This is a genomic window from Marinomonas aquiplantarum, assembly GCF_003314975.1.
Classification (GTDB): domain Bacteria; phylum Pseudomonadota; class Gammaproteobacteria; order Pseudomonadales; family Marinomonadaceae; genus Marinomonas; species Marinomonas aquiplantarum.
The window spans coordinates 12,930-32,149 of record NZ_QNRF01000011.1 but is presented as its reverse complement, the minus strand read 5'-3'; the positions used below and the strand labels follow the sequence as shown (position 1 = coordinate 32,149).

The following is a 19,220-nucleotide window of genomic DNA, read 5'->3' as shown; positions in this document are numbered from 1 at the left end:
TGAATTCAAGTGACAAGTGTTGATACTGAACTTGTTAGTCAGTCATTGAATATAGGGATGGTATGAATGAGTGATTTAGAAAGCATGCTTACTTTTTGGCGTTATGTGCATAAATTTTTCTCCAATTTCACATCAACCCAACACAGAGACGAGTTTGATCGTCAATTTTTCGAATTGATATCAGAGCGTTCAAATTATTCAACTTATGCTGCTTTTCGTAAGTTATTACATTGTCTAAATGATGCGCATACAGATGTGTTTCCTAAAGATGTGATCCCATTGCTGAGTGTCGGCCTGAAGACCAAGCTCATAGACTCGAAATGCCTTGTATTGAATAATCTAGTTCAGTTGCGAGATTCTATACCAATTGGTTCTGAGATACTTTTAATGAACGAACAACCTATTATTGAAGTCATGCAGAATAATTTGTCTCAAGTCTCGTTCTCTACCCGTAACCACGGCATTTCGAGAGTATTAAAATATCTTCTTTCAAATCGATATTCTGCTAATCCACGGATTGTAATAAACACACCAGATGGTTTAAGGAAAGAGATTGTTTTGGAGAGTGTATTTGACTTGAAGACTTTTCCATTGAGCCAAAGTCAACCAAGCTTTGATTCTATAAAGAACTGTTATAGTCGTGATACTAGCTATCTTTATATTCCTTCCTTTGCAAATGAATCTGACATTGAGTTGGTCATTCAGGAGCTAAGAAAACTGGCTAGCATATCTAAGTTAATCATTGATGTTCGTGGGAATACGGGTGGGAATAGTGTCTTTGCTACTAAGTTATTAGCTATTTTAACTCATAAACAACTTATGGGCGCCTCTTGGAGAAGCTTAAGCTTTAATGCCTTTCAAGTGGCTTATTTTCATAATTTAGATCCTCGTCAACAGGCAGCCAATGCTTCTGACTGGTATGTTGGAAAATCAGAAACGGTCTTTCCTGATAGACCTATATCAGTAAACAAAATATGCGTATTAATGGACTGTGAAACTATCTCAGCTGCCGAGGATTTTCTTTTATATGCTAAGCAAATAGACAATTGCGTTTTGATTGGCGAAACGTCAGCAGGGAGCTCAGGAATGCCAGTAAATTTAGATTTAGGTGGGAACTACTGGTGTCAGATATCAGCAAAGCACGATTTTATAAATGAACCTCATGATTTTATCCGCAAAGGCATCAAGCCAGACTACGAAGTTTATTCAACCGCTGATGCATTAGGTAACAGGATTGATGAACAATTAGAGTTCGCATTGGATTGGTGAGGTTTGAAATTGTTCTTTACTTTGTTAGTAAGATTTAGCAGCTACACTGCCTCTTAGGGGAATACTTATCCACCGAGCTAAACGGAAATTAAATCGGTGGATAAGTTGAGCGCTTTTTTAATAGCTATACTTTCATCAAAGCATGGTTTTTAGGAAACGTGCCGTATGAGAGTTGTCTTTCTTAGCAACTTCTTCTGGTGTGCCTTCGGCAATGATGTAACCGCCACCACTGCCGCCTTCAGGGCCCAGATCAACAATCCAATCGGCCGTTTTGATTACGTCCAGATTGTGCTCAATCACCACTATGGTATTACCGTGGTCACGCAAGCGATGCAGTACTTTAAGCAGTTGCTCAATGTCCGCAAAGTGCAGTCCAGTAGTAGGCTCATCCAGAATGTATAAGGTCTTGCCGGTATCACGCTTAGACAATTCTTTTGCCAGTTTGACGCGCTGTGCCTCACCACCAGACAAGGTAGTGGCTGCTTGTCCTAAACGAATGTAACCCAAACCAACGTCAATCAAGGTTTGTAGTTTTCGAGCGATGGATGGAACGGGATCAAAGAACTCACGAGCGTCTTCAATGGTCATTTCTAAGCATTCGTGAATGTTCTTGCCTTTGTAATGAATTTCTAAGGTTTCACGGTTATAGCGTTTGCCTTTACACACATCACAAGGCACATACACATCGGGTAAGAAGTGCATTTCTACCTTGATGACACCGTCCCCCTGACAGGCTTCACAGCGGCCGCCTTTGACGTTGAAACTAAAGCGCCCAGGTTTATAGCCACGGGAGCGTGCTTCCTGTGTCGCTGAGAAGAGTTCACGCATTGGGGTAAAAATGCCAGTGTAAGTGGCAGGGTTTGAGCGTGGTGTTCTACCGATAGGACTCTGATCAATGTCGACACATTTATCGAACTCGTCCATGCCTTCTACTTTACTGTGTGGTGCTGGTTTTAAGGTAGTTGCACCATTTAATGCCGTCGCCGCCAATGGATAAAGTGTGCCATTGATTAAAGTGGATTTACCTGAGCCTGACACACCTGTCACACACGTCATAACACCAAGAGGAATGCTTAAATCCACATTATTAAGATTATTACCCGTGGCGCCGATTAGCTTCAGATGTTTGCCATCTTTCGCTGGATGACGCACAGCGGGTACTTGAATTTTGCGCTCACCGGTTAGGAATTTACCAGTAATGGACGACTCACAATCCATAATGTCTTGTGGTGTGCCGCTGGCAATCACTTGTCCACCATGCACACCTGCACCTGGGCCAATGTCCACAACATGATCAGCAATACGAATGGCGTCTTCATCATGTTCTACCACAATCACAGTATTGCCCAAGTCACGAAGGCGAGTCAGAGTTGCGATCAAGCGCTCATTGTCGCGCTGGTGCAAACCAATGGAAGGTTCATCCAAAATATACATGACGCCAACTAAGCCTGCGCCAATCTGGCTGGCCAGTCGAATTCGTTGTGCTTCCCCGCCGGATAAAGAGTCCGCTTTACGATCTAGGGTCAGGTATTCCAAACCCACATTGACCAAGAAGGTCAGTCGATCGCGAATCTCTTTTAGAATCTTGGCGGCGATTTCGCCTTTGGCTCCGGTTAACTGTAGATTCTCAAAGTAATTCAAACAGTCAGAAATCGAGTAGGTGACGATCTCAGGTAGGGTTTGTTCCTGAATGAAGACATTACGTGCTGAACGGTTCAAACGTGAACCGTGACACTCTGGGCAAGGTTGCACACTGATGTACTGAGCCAAGTCATCGCGCACACTGTCGGATTCAGTTTCATGGTAGCGGCGTTGCAGATTCGGAATCACACCTTCAAACGCATGGGAGCGAGTCATCTTATCGCCACGCTCATTAATGTAAACGAAGCTGATCTTATCGCTGCCTGAGCCATTTAAAATGCGCTTTTTAAAATTGTCAGGAATGTCTTTGTAAGGCGCTTCGATATCAAAGCCGTAGTGATTCGCCAGTGCTGTCAGCTGTTGATAGTAGAAAATACTGCGTCGTCCCCAACCGCGAATGGCGCCTTCTGCTAACGTCAGGGTGTCATCCTGAATAATACGCTCTGGATCAAACATCTGATGCGTACCTAAGCCATCACAAGTCTGACAAGCGCCGTTTGGGTTGTTGAATGAGAAGAGGCGAGGCTCCAGTTCCGTTAAGCTGTAACCACAAACAGGACAAGCAAATTTACTGGAGAAAATGTATTCCTCATCCGGCTCGTCCATATTAATGGCTTTGGCGATGCCATCGGACAACTCCAAACAGGTTTCGAAAGACTCTGCCAAGCGCAACTGCAAATCTGCACGTACTTTAAAGCGGTCGATGACCACTTCAATAGTGTGTTTCTTGTTTTTCTCTAACGCCGGCGCATCGTCTAGGTCGACCACAATGCCGTCGATACGAGCGCGAATAAAGCCTTTTGATAATAGGTCACTGATAGTGTGTAAGTGCTCACCTTTGCGATCTTTAACGATGGGCGCTAGCAACATCATTTTAGTGTCTTCAGGCAAGGAAATGACTTTATCCACCATCTGCGAGATGGTTTGTGCTTCTAATGGTTCGCCATGGTCTGGACAACGAGGTTGACCCGCGCGGGCGAACAACAAACGCAAATAATCGTAGATTTCGGTGATGGTGCCGACCGTTGATCTTGGGTTATGAGACGTAGACTTTTGCTCAATGGAAATGGCCGGAGACAAACCTTCAATGTGATCAATGTCTGGTTTTTCCATCATGGACAAGAACTGTCTCGCATATGTTGATAAAGATTCAACGTAACGACGTTGTCCTTCAGCATACAAGGTGTCAAAAGCGAGAGAGGATTTACCTGAGCCTGAGAGCCCCGTAATGACCACAAGCTTGTCTCTTGGAATATCTAAATCCACATTTTTCAGGTTGTGGGTGCGGGCCCCGCGTATGGTAATGGTATCCATGGGTCTCCAATAAAAACTGATCGACAGAAGTAAATCTGCATTTAATAAAATAACTGTCTATTTTTACAGTAGTTGAAATGGAGCTTCAACGGTAAATTCGGTAAAATTAGCATCTTTTTTCCTTAACCCCAACGTTAAGTGGTTGTGACCTCCTTATGGATCTACTCGAACGACGTTCAGTTATTGCCTTAGCACTGATTTATTTGTTCCGCATGTTAGGTTTATTTCTCATCATGCCTGTCATTAGCGTGGCAGCAGATGGCCTGACCGGTGCCGATGCGGCGTTAATTGGAACCGCGATCGGGATTTATGGACTAACCCAAGCTTGTCTGCAGATTCCAATGGGCATGTGGTCCGATAAAATAGGCCGTAAACGTGTGATTGTCATTGGCTTATTGTTGTTTGCGCTGGGCAGTCTCATTTGTGCGAACGCCGACGACATTAACACACTGATTATTGGGCGAGCCGTTCAGGGTGCAGGGGCCATTGCCAGTACTTTAATGGCGCTATTAAGTGATGTCACACGGGAACAAAACCGCACCAAGGCCATGGCCAGTGTGGGCATCAGTATTGGTGCCTCGTTTATGCTGTCACTGGTCTTCGGACCTTGGCTATTTGCACTGGTTGGGTTGTCTGGCTTGTTCTATTTGTCGTTGGCTTTGTCCTTTGTCGGCATCGCGCTTATTTTGTTTGCTGTGCCGAATAGTGTGCAACATACCTTCCGACGAGATACCACACCGAGTCTAACGGCACTCGGTGCGGTGATGAAAAATGCTCGCCTGCGTTTCCTGAATATCAGCGTATTATTTGTTCATGCCAGCTTAACCGCCATCTTTGTGGTAGTGCCAGGGCGCTTGATCAATGAGTTTGATCTTGCCTTGTCACAACATAGTTGGTTTTACTTAGCAATTATGGGTTTTGCCTTTGTGGGTATGTTACCATTGGTGATTATCGCGGAAGCGAAAGGCAAGATGAAAGAAGTGCTGATCGGCGTCTTTATTTTGCTTGGAATCTGTTCCATTGGTCTGCAAGGAGCATCCTTGTTTTGGTTGTTTGCTGTGTTACTGTGGGGCTACTTTATTGGTTTTAATGCCATGGAAGCGGTATTACCCTCACTCGTCAGCAAACTTGCCCCAGTCGGTTATCGCGGCACGGCCATGGGCGTATTTTCTACCCACCAATTTATCGGTTCCTTTATTGGCGGTGTGGGTGGTGGATGGCTACTACAGCATCATGCCAATGAAGGTGTATTTTTTGTCGTGGGTGTGATTTTTCTGGCGTGGTCTTTGGTTTGTATCGCGCAACCCGCGCCACGCCAATTGACCAGTTTGGCTTTCAGTTTACCTAACATAACCAGCGCAGAAGTCACTGAGCTGGCCGAACAACTTGCAAACGTCCAAGGAGTGGAAGGCATGCAAATATTCGAAGATGAACAAACCGCTTATCTCAAAGTGGATAAAAAGCAATTAGACAAAGCAGCCCTGGCGCAACTTGCGCCACAAGCTAATGTATAAAGAAAGAACTTATTTCAGTTGGAGAACGTCATGGCACGTGGAGTAAACAAAGTAATTTTAGTAGGTAACGCAGGCAACGATGCCGAAGTGCGTTTCATGCCGTCTGGTGGCGCTGTGGCAAACGTGAGCTTGGCGACAACCGAAAGTTGGCGTGACAAGCAAACAGGCCAGATGCAAGAACGTACCGAATGGCACCGAGTGTCTTTCATGGACCGTGGTAACTACCGTCTAGGTCAAATCGCAGGTGACTTCATCAAAAAAGGCTCAAAAGTCTATGTCGAAGGTTCATTGCGTACTCGTGAGTGGGAAAAAGACGGTATTAAGCGTTACACCACAGAAATCATCGCCAGCGAAATGCAGTTGCTAGACGGCCGCAACGATGGTGCAGCCCCTTCTGCAGGCGGTTACGACAGCATGCAAGGCCAAGGTGGCTACGGTCAGCAACCTCAGCAGCAAGCGCCACAAGGTGGCTTCAACCAAGCACCACAACAAGCCGCGCCACAACAAGCACCACAAGGTGGCTTTAACCAGCAACCAGCTCAAGGTGGTTACGGCCAACAGCCTCAGCAACCAGCCGCACCACAACAGCAAGCGCCACAGGCTCAACCACAGTCTTTTGGTAGCTGGGGCAATGCGCCACAGCAACAGGCTCCTCAGCAGCAAGCGCCACAACAAAAAGCGCCGCAGCAACAGAAGCCACAACAAGCGCCAAACTTTGACGACTTCGACGACGATATTCCGTTCTAGGAAATACTTGTTGTTAAGTCAGATAGACCAGAAAGCCTCGCACCTGCGGGGCTTTTTGTTTGGTGGGTGGAAAATTAAGGTATGTCTGCTATAAATGAGAATGAATGTTGGAAACATAGTTAATTTAACTCTGACCCGTTTTATTTGCGTTTTATTCATCGCTGATTTGTATTTAAAGGAACTTCTTAAATGAATGATAAAAAGGTATTTGCAAAGGACAACCTTACATTTAAACAAGGCCAGGAGAGTTTGTTTGCTGAAAATGATAGTGTCGAAGATGGTATTGAGAAAATCAGAAGCAAACTTTCCGATCTAACCAACATCAAAAATCTTCACTTTTTGCTGGGGGCTGGCGCAAGTTCTGATGCCATACCAGCAATGGCACCACTCATTAAAAAAGTGACTGAACGGGTGGAAGCTCAACAAACTCTGGAGCAGTTAGCTTCTGATCCCGACAAGCATGATGAATTAAAAAAACAATTCAAATCTGCGAAAGACAATGCTCCAAACAACCTTGAAAGCTTATTAGGTACACTGTACTCAAAGCGTGAATACCTGAAAGGTGTAGGTCAAACAGATAGTCTCAATGATTTCCTTATCAACCTTATTGAGTCCGAGATTTATTCATGTATAAATATTGATTGTACTTCCGCGCAGGCCGAGCTTTCTCTTGGCTTATATAAGAAGCTCTACCAGAAATTGGCTCTTAGAAACAAAGATTTAGCCAGAGTCAACGTATTTACTACCAACAATGATTTACTGAGTGAGACTGCGCTGGGTTTTCTCAACATCAACTACAATAATGGATTTAGTAGCGGCCTCTCTCGCACATTTAACCCAGCAAGATTCTCTTACACCTTTTCCAGAAAGGTTGATCCTAGTGTTGAGAAGTATGAACCGTTGGAAAGCATGGTTTATCTTTTCAAACTTCACGGCTCTATTAGCTGGATAGAGTCGGATGACAATTCATTTTTCAATATTAAAGAAGTCGATGTCACACCGAACGAACCTTCAAGCGACAAGAACGTACTAATTTATCCAACACCATTGAAACAAAACAAGAGCCTAGGCTCACCCTATGCCGATTTAATCAGAGAGTTTCAGAACAAGCTATTGCTGCAACATGGAGTGTTAATCGTCATCGGATACAGCTTTAGCGATGAACATATTAACAATGCCATCTATTCAGCGCTGGCGTCTAATTCCAGCCTTAGCGTGATAATTTTTGGCAACTATCACCCAACAGAAAACCTCACCAGACTAACCGATCGGCGAATCTATCAGATATCAGGAGAGATAGAAGTCCCTGTTGATGGCGGAGCGGCTCCACAAAAGGAAAAAATCCATTATTTCAATTATATCGTGAATAATTTCATTCCCGATCTGGACCGTAGTAAGGATACTGAAATACTTGAAGAGTTTATCAAATCCATGAAGTCGGTCGGGGATAAAAAATGAAAATTGGGAAGATCACTTCAGTTAACTTTAATCAGTTCCGGGTTAAAATTTCATCAGACATCAGGGGGAATTCCGTAAATCTTGCTGGTGTCGTCTATTACTTTGGTAACATTGGTAGTTATCTGAAAACCACAAACTCAGTGGGTGAACAGTTAATCTGTGAAGTTGTGTCAATCTTCGACAGCGATATGAAATTAGATTCTGCCGCTTATGACATTGATAGTAATAGAGAACTGTTGCTGAAACCTGTTGGCACTATCACCAGAGCTGAAAAATTTAATCTTGGGGTTGGAATTTTCCCCGGAATTTACAGTGAGGTAGCGGTTGTTACATTTGAAGATATGGAGCTTATTCTTCATACAAGTAAAGATAAGTCACTGGAAAAGTCTGTTCACCAAAGTTTTTATCTCGGCGAGAGTAAAAACTTAATTAACTATCCAATTGATATTTCGATAAACTCATTTTTCAACATCCACTCAGCAGTCCTCGGAAACTCTGGAAGCGGTAAATCAAATACAATTGCCCACATTATCCAAGACATCCATAAGAAGAAAGATAACTCTGCTATTGGCTCACGGATATTGATTTTCGATGTGAATGGCGAATACAAAAATGCCTTTTCTGAGCATGAAATAGGTCCAAACTTAAAAGTAAGGCAGCTAAAGCCCAACATTGATGCAGCAGAAGAAGGATTTGAACGGTTTTATCTTCCCCACTTCCTCATGAATATTGATGAGTGGAGTGCATTCCTAATGGCGACTGATGCGACCCAACGTCCATTTTGGGATAAGGTGCTTCAGGAAAGCTATAAGTTTTATATGATCTCAACTCGCGAGGGTGTTGAGAGACAGAAGTTTATTAATTATCTGCGTTTTAAAGTATGTAGTTTAGTACATATGCTACTGGCTCAAGGTGATACTGACACTGCTATTGTTACTGCTGCGAAAAACGTAATATACGGAATTTCTGAGCTAATTGAATTCGATGAGAATCTAAAAAAAGCTTGTGAAGAGGAAGGTATGTATGAAGATTTACAAGAGCTATATAGCAATTGTTCAGTAGCTTACGGAAATAACAACGATAAGTTAAAGCAAGCTGCTGAGCAGGTTCGTGAAAAGGTTGACTACGGATCTGTGCAAGAAGTTATTTCTATGCGTGCTAGTTCAGAACAGTATTTCGATTATCGATTCCTCAAACAGGCAGCCAACCTAACATTGCTAGAGGAAGATGCCAGAGGAAACCGACGAGTTCGAGAGTATACGTCGACAATGATGACCAGATTGGATTTCTTTCTAGATAATCCAGACTGTGATTTCATGCGCAAGCGACCAGAAAACACAACCAACATAGACCAATATCTTGATTGGATGTGGCAATCAAATCTGGATGTCCCAGAACAAACCAATATGGTGATTATCGATACCAGCGAGCTTTCCAAAGATGCTTTGGAGACATTAACCTCGGTAACTTCAAGAATAAACTTTTCTTCAAGGAAAAAGCTAAAAGGTAACGCGAGACGTGAGAAACCTATACATCTTGTTCTAGATGAGGCTCACCGTTACATTAAAAAAGATTCGAAATATCTTCTGCGTGAGAATATTTTTGAGCAGATTGCCCGTGAAGGCAGGAAATACGCATTATATTTGCTGATATCATCTCAACGACCCTCAGAATTATCTGAAACGGTTCTATCACAATGCTCCAACTTCATAATCCACCGAATACAGAATGAAATAGATATGAAGTACGTCTATGCTATCCTTCCGTATTTTTCAGATGACTTCGCAAATAAAATTAAGCAATCTGTTCCGGGAGAGGCTTTAATATTTGGTAACTGTGTATCAATGCCCCTACATGTCAGAATAAAACAGGCGTTTCCGGAACCTAACAGTGAGAATTGTAAGATTCATGAGGAGTGGTTTAAAACTTATGTATTATAAACAATTGGAAGTTAAGAATTGCTTTGAAAAATTCGACTGTTATAAAGTGGGCTAAAGCTTGCCTCCAGTAAAAGCGTTCACAGCCGAGCAAATTAAAAGTATCCGTATTAAAAATCGAGCGAGTCAGGGCGTCTTTGCTGCTTATTTGAATACTAGCAAGTCCACAGTGCAAAAGTGGGAGCAAGGCGTTAAGAAGCCAAATGGCCCGTCATTAATACTGTTGAATTTGGTCGCTGATAAAGGTCTGGATGTGCTTGTATAATCTGTTTGAACCATTCAGCGGATAGAACAGAGTGATCATTAAAAGCCTTCGTATCATTGCTACGAAGGCTTTTTGGTTTTTATTAACCCTTGTTTAAGACGTTAGCTCAAACTCGCTAAGTAGCTGCGCCAGCCGCCGAAGTGGGTCATGTCGGGATGATTCCCCCAACGTGAGTTCCCCTTGGCGCAAACCATAATGTCGAGCCTGATTGTCAAACGGGTTAGAGCGACTGTAGTCATCGCGTATAGTAGTGCGAATGAACGGGTGTTTGTCGTGATTATCAATATTAGTTGTCGAATGTATATCCTGTTATAATGATTCCCATATGAAAGTGTGTCTTGTAACTTGTCGGACAAGGGCGAGTGAAACAGTGATTTTCACTAAGGTGAAAGCAGGGATAAACGGAATGTGTTGGCTCCTATGGGAGCCTTTTGTTTATTCGGCTGTCTGATAAGGCATTATGGTGAGTTTTGAGGTGAGTCGTTATGACCGAGGATGAAGCGTTCTCTTTATTTGCCGAGGAAGTGAAAGGCATTCGCCCGCTGAAAAAAACCGAAGTGTACTTGGGAAAAAAGCAGGGTGAAGCGGATTTTGTTGCTCGTCAAAAAGCGGCGTTAGAAGCCAAACAAGAAGACAGAAATTACTTGTCGAAAGATTATGTTGAGCGTGTTGATCCAAATGACATGCTGGAATTTAAGCGTTCTGGTGTACAAGATGGGGTTTTTAAGCGTTTACGCCAGGGCAAATATGGCGTGGAATCACGTTTGGATTTACACCGTCGTACTGTGGAAGAAGCACGTCGAGAAGTATTTCAGTTTACTCAAGATTGTATGAACCACGATATTCGAGTGGGCATCATAGTGCATGGTAAAGGTGATCGTACACCAGAAAATCAAGCCACATTAAAGAGTTACATCAATAAGTGGTTACGTGACATTGATGAGGTGATGGCATTCCACAGCGCTCAACGTTATCACGGTGGTTTAGGCGCGGTTTATGTGCTGTTTAAGAAGAGTGAAAAAGCCCGCCTAGAAAACTGGGAGCGGCATCAAAAACGCTAAGTTTTAGCATTCTCTACAGAATGCTTGCGTGTTATTTGGTGCAGGAAATGTGGGGATTTTGCTATAATCTCGCCACTTTAATTGGCTGGTGGTTAAGCTGGCCATAAGAACCATTTTATTGAGTCATCGTATTCTAATTCTATCGAGGTAGAGAATGACAGATCGCATCGCGCACCATCCTGCGTTTAAATTTATTCGCAGTGAGTTTATTGACGCTCTGAACGCCAGTGTTCAGGAGTTCGAGCATACCGTCACCGGCGCAAAGCATTTTCACATCGCATCGGAAAATGATGAAAACGTTTTCTTAGTTGGACTAAAAACTGTACCAACTGATTCTTGTGGTGTGGCGCATATTTTGGAACACACAGTATTGTGTGGTTCTGAGCGTTTCCCCGTGCGCGATCCTTTCTTTATGATGATTCGTCGTTCATTGAATACTTTCATGAATGCTTTTACCTCTTCTGATTGGACTGCGTATCCCTTTGCCAGTAAGAACAAGAAAGATTTTCATAACTTATTGGACGTGTATTTAGATGCGGTGTTCTTTTCTCGTCTGGATGAGTTGGACTTCTCTCAGGAAGGTCACCGTTTAGAATTTGCTGAACCTGATAACGCCGAGTCTGATCTGACGTTTAAAGGTGTGGTCTTTAATGAAATGAAAGGGGCAATGAGTTCAACCACCTCTGTGTTGTGGCAAACTCTGACAAAGTATTTGTTCCCAAGTAACACTTACCATTTCAACTCTGGTGGCGAACCGACGGATATTCCTGATCTTTCTTACGACGATTTGTTGGCTTTCTATCGTACTCATTATCACCCTTCTAATGCGGTTTTCATGACCTTTGGTGATATTCCAGCTGAGACCTTGCAAGCAGAATTTGAGAAAAAAGTATTGAGCCGTTTTGAGCGTCTTGATACGCAAGTCAGTGTGCCGAATGCAAAACGTTATTTCTCGCCAGTTCGCGTAGAAGAAGGTTATGCCGCTGACGAAGTAAAAGAAGACGGTAGCCATGTGGTTGTCGGCTGGTTGCTGGGTGAGAGTACGGATTTAACGCAGCAGTTTGAAGCGCAATTATTGTCCAGTGTGTTGTTGGATAACAGTGCTTCGCCATTGCGTCGAGTATTGGAGAATTCTGATCTAGGACGCGCGCCATCGCCTCTGTGTGGGCTGGAAGACAGCAATAAAGAAATGAGCTTTATGTGTGGTCTGGAAGGGGTGAAGCGAGAAGACTCTAGTAAGGTCGAAGCGTTAATTCTCTCCAGTTTAGAAGAGATTGCGGAACAAGGCGTACAACAGGATATGGTTGACGCCATGTTGCATCAGTTGGAGCTAAGCCAACGTGAAATTGGCGGTGGCAGTTACCCTTACGGCTTGCAACTGATCCTCGCAGGGCTGTCTACGGCGGTGCATTCTGGTGATGTGATTACGCAATTGGACTTGGATCCAGTGATCGCTGAGATGCGTGAGAAAGTACAAGCGCCGAATTACATTCCAAATCTTATTAATAGCTTGCTGTTGTCGAATGCTCACCGAGTAACGCTGACATTAAGTCCAGACGATGCATTGGAAACACGTCGTAATCAAGCGGAAAAAGACCGTTTGAGTCGCATCAAGGCGTCGTTAAGCGACGAACAAAAGCAGCAAATCATTGAACGCAGTGAAGCGTTGAAAGAGCGTCAGGCGCAAGTCGATGATATGAGTATCTTGCCGAAAGTCGGCTTAGAAGATGTGCCAGCACGTTTACCTGAATACGATCGAGAGCAGGTAGCGGGGCGTTTGCCTATTACCTTTTATCCTCAAGGGACAAATGGTCTGGTATATCAGCAATTGGTTGTTGAGCTGCCCGAGCTGGACGAGGAAGAAACCAGTTATTTGCCGTTGTTCTCTTCGGTGATGACCGAGCTTGGAGTTGGTCATCAAGATTATCTTGCGATACAAGAAAAGCAGGCACAAGTTTGTGGTGGTCTTGGTGCGTCGAACTCGATTAGAGCGACGATCAATGATCGACAAGAGGTAAAAGGCTATTTCATTCTTTCCTCTAAAGCTTTGGTTCCGAATGTCAAAGCCATGAGCGAGTTGTTGCGTGACACCATGTTGCATGTGCGTTTCGATGAAGAAAGCCGTGTTAAAGAGTTAGTGGCGCAACGCCGTGCACGCCGTGAACAGTCTGTCACTGGACAAGGTCATTCCTTGGCAATGGCCGCTGCGGCCAGTGCCATTTCTGGTTTGGCTGCACAGCAAGAAGCATGGGGTGGCATGTCAGGTATTCGTTCGGCGATCGCTTTAGACGATGCGATGAAAGAAGATAAGGCGGCAGTACAACAGGTATTGGCTGTCTTTAAGCGTATACACAGTAAGTTGTTGCGCGCTAAGAAACAGATGTTGTTAGTGGCTGAAGCACAACATGAAGCGAGCATCATGACGCAAGTCAATGAGGTGTTCGCGGACTTGCCAACTGGAGATGAGGATACGCACTTCACTTTGCCTGCTCAGCAAGGTCAATTGAAATTGGCTTGGTTGACCTCAACGCAAGTTAGCTTCTGTAGTAAAGCCTACCGAACTGCGTTTGGCGATCATCCTGATGTGGCGGCATTGACTGTGTTGGGTGGTTTCCTGAGAAACGGATTTTTACATCGTGCGATTCGAGAGCAAGGTGGTGCTTATGGCGGTGGTGCAACCTTTGACGGCGGTACCGGGTCATTCCGATTCTACTCCTACCGAGACCCAAGATTGACAGAAACATTGGCTGACTTTGATGCGTCTATTGAGTGGTTATTGAATGACACTCACAGTGATGAAGCATTAGAGGAAGCCATTTTAGGTGTGATTGGTTCTATGGATAAACCAAGCTCACCTGCTGGTGAAGCGCAAAGCGATTTCTATGTTCAGTTACATGGTCGTAGTCTTGCTTATCGAGAAGCGTTTCGAGCGAAAATTTTGTCCGTGACGATTGAGCAATTGCAACAGGTCGCGAAGACATACCTAACGAAAGAGAATGAAAACATTGCCGTGGTTACCTCTGTCACTAAGTGTGACGAGCTGGAAGCGCTTGGTTTTGATATTCAATCTCTGTAAATATAATACGAAAAACAGCTTAGTTTTTACTAACGGAAAAATAAATGGATCAGTTTCACGATATACGCCCCTACAACGACGATGAAGTCGCCGAGGTGCTGCAAAATCTGGTCACCACACCAGACTTTATTAATACGATTATTGGTTTTCGTTTTGCTAAATGGCCGAAATGGATGCACGGGCCCTTGGCATTCGTGGTGAAGTTGGCGCTAAAGCGTCAGGTTGCCAAGATCACCAATGTGCATGAATTCCAAATGCTCGTAGCCGATTATATGGCACGCATGATCAAAACCACGACCACTAACGTGGAGTATCGAGGCATTGAGAAATTGGAAAAAGGGGTAGGGTATTTGTTTCTGTCAAACCACAGAGACATTGCCATGGACCCTGCATTTGTCAATTATGGCTTGTATTTGGCGGGATTGGATACGGTTCGTATCGCCATTGGTGATAACTTATTGCGTCGTCCTTTTGTGTCCGACTTGATGCGTCTGAATAAGAGTTTCATTGTTAAGCGTTCTGCTAACGGCATTCGCGAAATGATGGCGGCGTTTGGTCAGTTGTCGGCTTACATCACTGAATCTTTGACCAAAGATCAGTGTAATATTTGGATTGCGCAAAAAGAAGGCCGTGCAAAAGACGGCTTGGACCAAACGGATCCGGCCATCATTAAAATGTTCTTCATGAGTCAGAAGAAAGAGAAAAAGTCTTTTGCTGAAGCGATGGCAAACTTAAAAGTTGTGCCAGTTTCCATCTCTTATGAATATGATCCTTGTGCCTTTGATAAAGCCAATGAATTGCATCAAAAGTCTTCGACTGGCAGCTACGAAAAAGCCGAATTTGAAGACATTGATAGCATTAAAAATGGCATTGTTGGGCAAAAAGGCAAAGTGGTAGTGACCTTTGGTGATGTGATCAAAGATGGCTTTGAAACACCAGAAGAGTTTGTTGAGGAAGTAGATCGTCAGATCATCACGAACTATGCTATTCAATCTACGAACGAAGCGGCGTTAGCTATGCAGCTTGGACAAGCATCGCCAGATGCCGCGTTCTCACGTTACCTAGAAGAGTGTCCGCAAGATTTGCGTGATACTGTGTTGGCAATGTATGCCAACCCTTTGAAGCAGCAGCAAAAATATTTAGCAAAATAAAACGAGGAGTAAGGTTTTAATGAGTCTTTGGGAGTCACTTCGATCGTGGATTGGATCAGCCGTATTCTTTGTTTATTACATGTTGTCGACCTTGTTGTTTGGCGCTCTAGCGCCTTTGGCAACGGTATTGTTACCGAAAGGACTTCGTCAGCCGGTACTTAACCTTCATAACAAAGGTTTATTATTCGTCTTTCGAGTGTTTTGTGGTGTAAAAATTGAGTTTGTTGGTTTGGAAAACATTGATCGACGGCGCGCGTTTGTGCTGGTGGCAAACCACCAAAGTGAATGGGAAACCTACTTGTTACAGGTGTTGATGGCTCCTGTGTCTACGGTGCTAAAAAAAGAGCTTCTGTCTGTGCCTTTCTTTGGTTGGGGGTTGCGTATGGTGCAGCCGATCGCCATTGATCGTTCGCAACGAACCAATGCTTTAAAGCAAATCATCAGTCAGGGAAAAGAGCGAATTGAAGATGGTCGTTCTGTTTTGATTTTCCCCGAAGGTACGCGCATTGCGCCTAACCAAGAGCAAGCTTTTAATAAAGGGGCAGCTATGTTGGCGACCTCAGCTAAAGCGCCGATTCTGCCCGTTGTGCACAACGCAGGCTACACTTGGCCGGGTAAACGCTGGCGCAAATTTCCAGGTGCTATTCGAGTAGTGGTGGGGCCGGTGATTGAGTCTGATGGTAAGAAAACGTCAGAACTACATGATGAAATGGATGCTTGGATGCGTGCCGAAATGGCAAAACTACCGAAAGGAAATGAGTATATTTTCAACGATTGATTTGATCGTTAAAGTAACGTGTAGACAATAAAAAAGCCGCATTAGCGGCTTTTTTATTGAGCGTTTGGCTGATTAGCCTTGGTATTTTTTGAATACCAAGCTGGCGTTGGTGCCGCCGAAGCCAAAGCTGTTTGACATGATAGTGTTTAGATTCGCATTGTCTTTGCGAGTTGTCACAACAGGAATGTTACCTGCCGCTTCATCTAGCTCTTCTACGTTTGCTGACGCTGTGATGAAGTCGTTTTCCATCATAAGCAGGCAGTAAATCGCCTCGTGTACGCCAGCCGCACCTAGTGAGTGACCAGACAGTGACTTAGTAGAACTGATTAGTGGAATGTCGTCGCCGAATGTTTCGTTGACAGCTTGCAGTTCTTTCATGTCACCAGCAGGTGTACTTGTGCCGTGAGTGTTGATGTAGTCGATTTTCTCTTCTACTGTACTCATCGCCATTTGCATACAACGTACTGCACCTTCACCAGATGGCGCTACCATGTCGTAGCCATCAGATGTTGCACCGTAACCGACTAATTCTGCGTAGATTTTTGCTCCACGAGCTTTAGCGTGTTCTAGTTCTTCGATAACCAGCATACCGCCGCCACCTGCGATAACAAAACCATCACGGTTTGCATCGTAAGCACGAGACGCTTTTTCTGGTGTTTCGTTGTACTTAGAAGACAAGGCGCCCATCGCATCAAACATACAAGTTTGTGTCCAGCTTTCTTCTTCACCACCACCGGCAAAAACGATGTCCTGTTTGCCTAGTTGGATCAATTCCATGGCGTTACCAATACAGTGTGCACTGGTTGAACAAGCCGATGTGATGGAGTAGTTAACGCCTTTGATTTTGAAAGGTGTTGCCAAACAAGCGGATACAGTACTGCCCATCGTTTGTGTAACACGGTAAGGACCAACACGTTTTACGCCTTTTTCGCGTAGTGTGTCTGCAGCGTCTACTAGGTTTTGTGCTGATGCACCACCTGAACCGGCAACGAGACCAGTACGGATGTTAGACACTTGGTCTTCTGTTAAGCCAGCATCTGTGATGGCTTGTTGCATAGAAACGTATGCGTAAGTTGCAGCGTCGCCCATGAAGCGACGAACTTTACGATCAATGCTGTTTGCATCAAGATCGATGCGACCACAAACATGGCTACGAAAGCCGTGTTCTTTGTAATCTTCAGCGAAGCGAATACCAGACTGGCCCTCGCGCAACGAGTTTAAAACGCTGTCTTTGTCATTGCCAAGGCAGCTGACAATGCCTAGACCTGTTACTACTACACGACGCATAAATGTGCCTCTTTCATTCTGAATCTTTTAGAAATCTTCTGTTGAAGTAAATAGACCAACACGCAAATCTTTTGCTGTGTATATTTCACGGCCATCTACTTTTACGCTTCCGTCTGCGATACCCATTACCAACTTGCGTTCAATAACGCGTTTTAAGTTGATGTGGAAAGTCACTTTTTTCGCAGTCGGTAAAATTTGCCCAGTGAATTTTACTTCACCTGAGCCAAGTGCGCGTCCACGACCTTTGTTGCCTTTCCAGCCAAGGAAAAAGCCAACAAGTTGCCACATGGCGTCTAAGCCTAGGCAGCCAGGCATAACCGGATCGCCAGGGAAGTGGCATTCGAAAAACCAAAGGTCTGGGTGGATATCTAGCTCGGCAATGATTTCGCCTTTGCCATGTTCACCGCCCTCAGTAGATATGTGAGTGATGCGATCCATCATTAGCATGTTGCCAACAGGAAGTTGGGCATTACCTGCACCAAACATTTCACCGTGGCCGCATTTTAATAGTTCGTCTTTTTCAAAAGATGAAGCTGTAGTCATTATAGTCCTATATCCACATCCAGCCGCAGACTAGAAATAGCTCGGTGGGTTATGTGGTCCAGTTTGCAGTATAAAATCTAGCTGATTATATCGGTTTGACGCGGCAATATGAATGTTTGTGAGGAAAAAAAACCGTCAACAGATCGAAAAACACCCAGCAGTAAAGGGTTTTTTGATGTAAATGGTGTTGAAGATCTTTTCGCTGCGGTATTTCTGGTAGTATTTGCTTTTTCTTTGTGCGGATATTTGAGTTTTATATGGACCGAGATGACACGTTAACTTTATCAACCTGGCAGCATGAATTGTCTGATGGTCATCTACAGGGCTACTCTCGATATGAAGATAGGAATCAGCCGACGATTCATTTTTTACATGGCAATGGGTTTGCGGTGCAGACTTATGCGCGTTTTTTGTCGCAATTAGAAGGCTACAACTTAATTTTGCAGGATGCGGCTGGTCACGGCGGGTCTTCTGTCACGAAAGGCTTTGTTGGTTGGAATGAGACTGCCGCTCGTTTTTCGCAATCTCTGTTGCAGCGTCGAGAGTTGGAGCCGAGTTCAGAATTGATTGGTATGGGTCACAGTTTTGGCGGTTGTATGACGGCTTTGATGAACCAGTTAGATGAGCCCATATTCAGTCGCATGATTTTATTAGATCCGGCGCTGTTTCCACCACGTCTTATTTGGATGATGCGCGGCGTGAAATTGGCAGGTTTGACGCGCCATATTCCGCTTGCGAAACAGGCCAAACGACGTCGTACACAATGGGAGAGTTATGCTCAAGTTCATAAGAGTTTTTATGAGCGCGGCACCTTTAAAGGCTGGGAAGCTGAGTGCTTAGAGGATTATATTGGCTCTTCTTTGTTGCAGGATGAAAAAGGTCATTATCAATTAAGGTGCCCAACTTGGATGGAGGCGGCGATTTTTTCGAGCTATCCAAAAGGTTTGTGGAAAAAAATTGCGCAAATTTTGGTGCCGACCTACATAGTGTTGGGCAAAGATACCTTTGATTATTTTAAAGAGGCTTATCGCCTGTGTGCCAAATTGAATGCCAATATACATTTGATTGAAGTGGAGGGTGGACACTGCTTTATGCAGCAGAATTCGTCATTGGCCGCGCAGGTTGTCATGGATTTATTGCGGGTTGATGGACAGGTGACATCAGACTCAGTCGCTTAAT

Annotated in this window: 14 protein-coding genes; 11 read left to right on the top strand and 3 right to left on the bottom strand. The window is 44.2% G+C overall.

Annotation, left to right across the window (positions count from 1 at the left end; genetic code table 11):
* Positions 1-66: 66 nt before the first annotated feature.
* Positions 67-1,269, top strand: a complete 1,203-nt coding sequence (locus DFP76_RS15885) for a S41 family peptidase (RefSeq protein WP_113875586.1) — start codon at positions 67-69, stop codon at positions 1,267-1,269.
* A gap of 135 nt (positions 1,270-1,404) precedes the next feature.
* Here DFP76_RS15885 and uvrA read toward each other — a convergent pair whose 3' ends face one another.
* Positions 1,405-4,224 carry an excinuclease ABC subunit UvrA gene (uvrA, locus tag DFP76_RS15880; protein ID WP_113875585.1) on the bottom strand — a complete coding sequence of 940 codons (2,820 nt, stop codon included), beginning with the start codon at positions 4,222-4,224 and terminating at the stop codon, positions 1,405-1,407.
* Between the two features lie 155 nt (positions 4,225-4,379).
* Here uvrA and DFP76_RS15875 point away from each other — a divergent pair, with 155 nt between their 5' ends.
* The 9 genes from DFP76_RS15875 (at position 4,380) to DFP76_RS15835 (ending at position 16,211) form a co-directional block, all read left to right on the top strand.
* The gene (locus DFP76_RS15875) at positions 4,380-5,738 is read left to right on the top strand and encodes an MFS transporter (protein WP_113875584.1); all 1,359 of its coding nucleotides are present in this window, start codon (positions 4,380-4,382) and stop codon (positions 5,736-5,738) included.
* Between the two features lie 30 nt (positions 5,739-5,768).
* Positions 5,769-6,485 carry a single-stranded DNA-binding protein gene (gene ssb / locus DFP76_RS15870; protein ID WP_113875583.1) on the top strand — a complete coding sequence of 239 codons (717 nt, stop codon included), beginning with the start codon at positions 5,769-5,771 and terminating at the stop codon, positions 6,483-6,485.
* Positions 6,486-6,674: 189 nt separating this feature from the next.
* Positions 6,675-7,943, top strand: coding sequence for an SIR2 family protein (locus tag DFP76_RS15865; protein ID WP_113875582.1), 1,269 nt, complete (start codon positions 6,675-6,677; stop codon positions 7,941-7,943).
* Positions 7,940-9,883, top strand: coding sequence for an ATP-binding protein (locus DFP76_RS15860; RefSeq protein ID WP_113875581.1), 1,944 nt, complete (start codon positions 7,940-7,942; stop codon positions 9,881-9,883). The genes DFP76_RS15865 and DFP76_RS15860 overlap by 4 nt, the downstream gene beginning before the upstream one ends.
* A gap of 58 nt (positions 9,884-9,941) precedes the next feature.
* Complete coding sequence (locus tag DFP76_RS15855) at positions 9,942-10,145, top strand: helix-turn-helix domain-containing protein (RefSeq protein ID WP_245931959.1); 204 nt, start codon at positions 9,942-9,944, stop codon at positions 10,143-10,145.
* Between the two features lie 485 nt (positions 10,146-10,630).
* Positions 10,631-11,206, top strand: coding sequence for a DNA endonuclease SmrA (gene smrA, locus DFP76_RS15850; protein ID WP_113875580.1), 576 nt, complete (start codon positions 10,631-10,633; stop codon positions 11,204-11,206).
* A gap of 154 nt (positions 11,207-11,360) precedes the next feature.
* A complete protein-coding gene (locus DFP76_RS15845) occupies positions 11,361-14,282 on the top strand; it encodes an insulinase family protein (RefSeq protein ID WP_113875579.1) in 2,922 nt (973 codons plus the stop codon).
* Between the two features lie 44 nt (positions 14,283-14,326).
* Positions 14,327-15,433 (top strand): 1-acyl-sn-glycerol-3-phosphate acyltransferase, encoded by a 1,107-nt coding sequence (locus tag DFP76_RS15840; protein ID WP_113875578.1) that lies wholly within the window; start codon positions 14,327-14,329, stop codon positions 15,431-15,433.
* Positions 15,434-15,452: 19 nt separating this feature from the next.
* A complete protein-coding gene (locus tag DFP76_RS15835; protein ID WP_113875577.1) occupies positions 15,453-16,211 on the top strand; it encodes a lysophospholipid acyltransferase family protein in 759 nt (252 codons plus the stop codon).
* 72 nt (positions 16,212-16,283) lie between these two features.
* Here DFP76_RS15835 and fabB read toward each other — a convergent pair whose 3' ends face one another.
* Positions 16,284-17,498 (bottom strand): beta-ketoacyl-ACP synthase I, encoded by a 1,215-nt coding sequence (gene fabB, locus DFP76_RS15830; protein ID WP_113875576.1) that lies wholly within the window; start codon positions 17,496-17,498, stop codon positions 16,284-16,286.
* Positions 17,499-17,525: 27 nt separating this feature from the next.
* The gene (gene fabA, locus DFP76_RS15825; RefSeq protein WP_013797797.1) at positions 17,526-18,041 is read right to left on the bottom strand and encodes a bifunctional 3-hydroxydecanoyl-ACP dehydratase/trans-2-decenoyl-ACP isomerase; all 516 of its coding nucleotides are present in this window, start codon (positions 18,039-18,041) and stop codon (positions 17,526-17,528) included.
* 257 nt (positions 18,042-18,298) lie between these two features.
* Here fabA and DFP76_RS15820 point away from each other — a divergent pair, with 257 nt between their 5' ends.
* Positions 18,299-19,219, top strand: coding sequence for an alpha/beta hydrolase (locus DFP76_RS15820; RefSeq protein ID WP_113875575.1), 921 nt, complete (start codon positions 18,299-18,301; stop codon positions 19,217-19,219).
* Position 19,220: the final 1 nt, after the last annotated feature.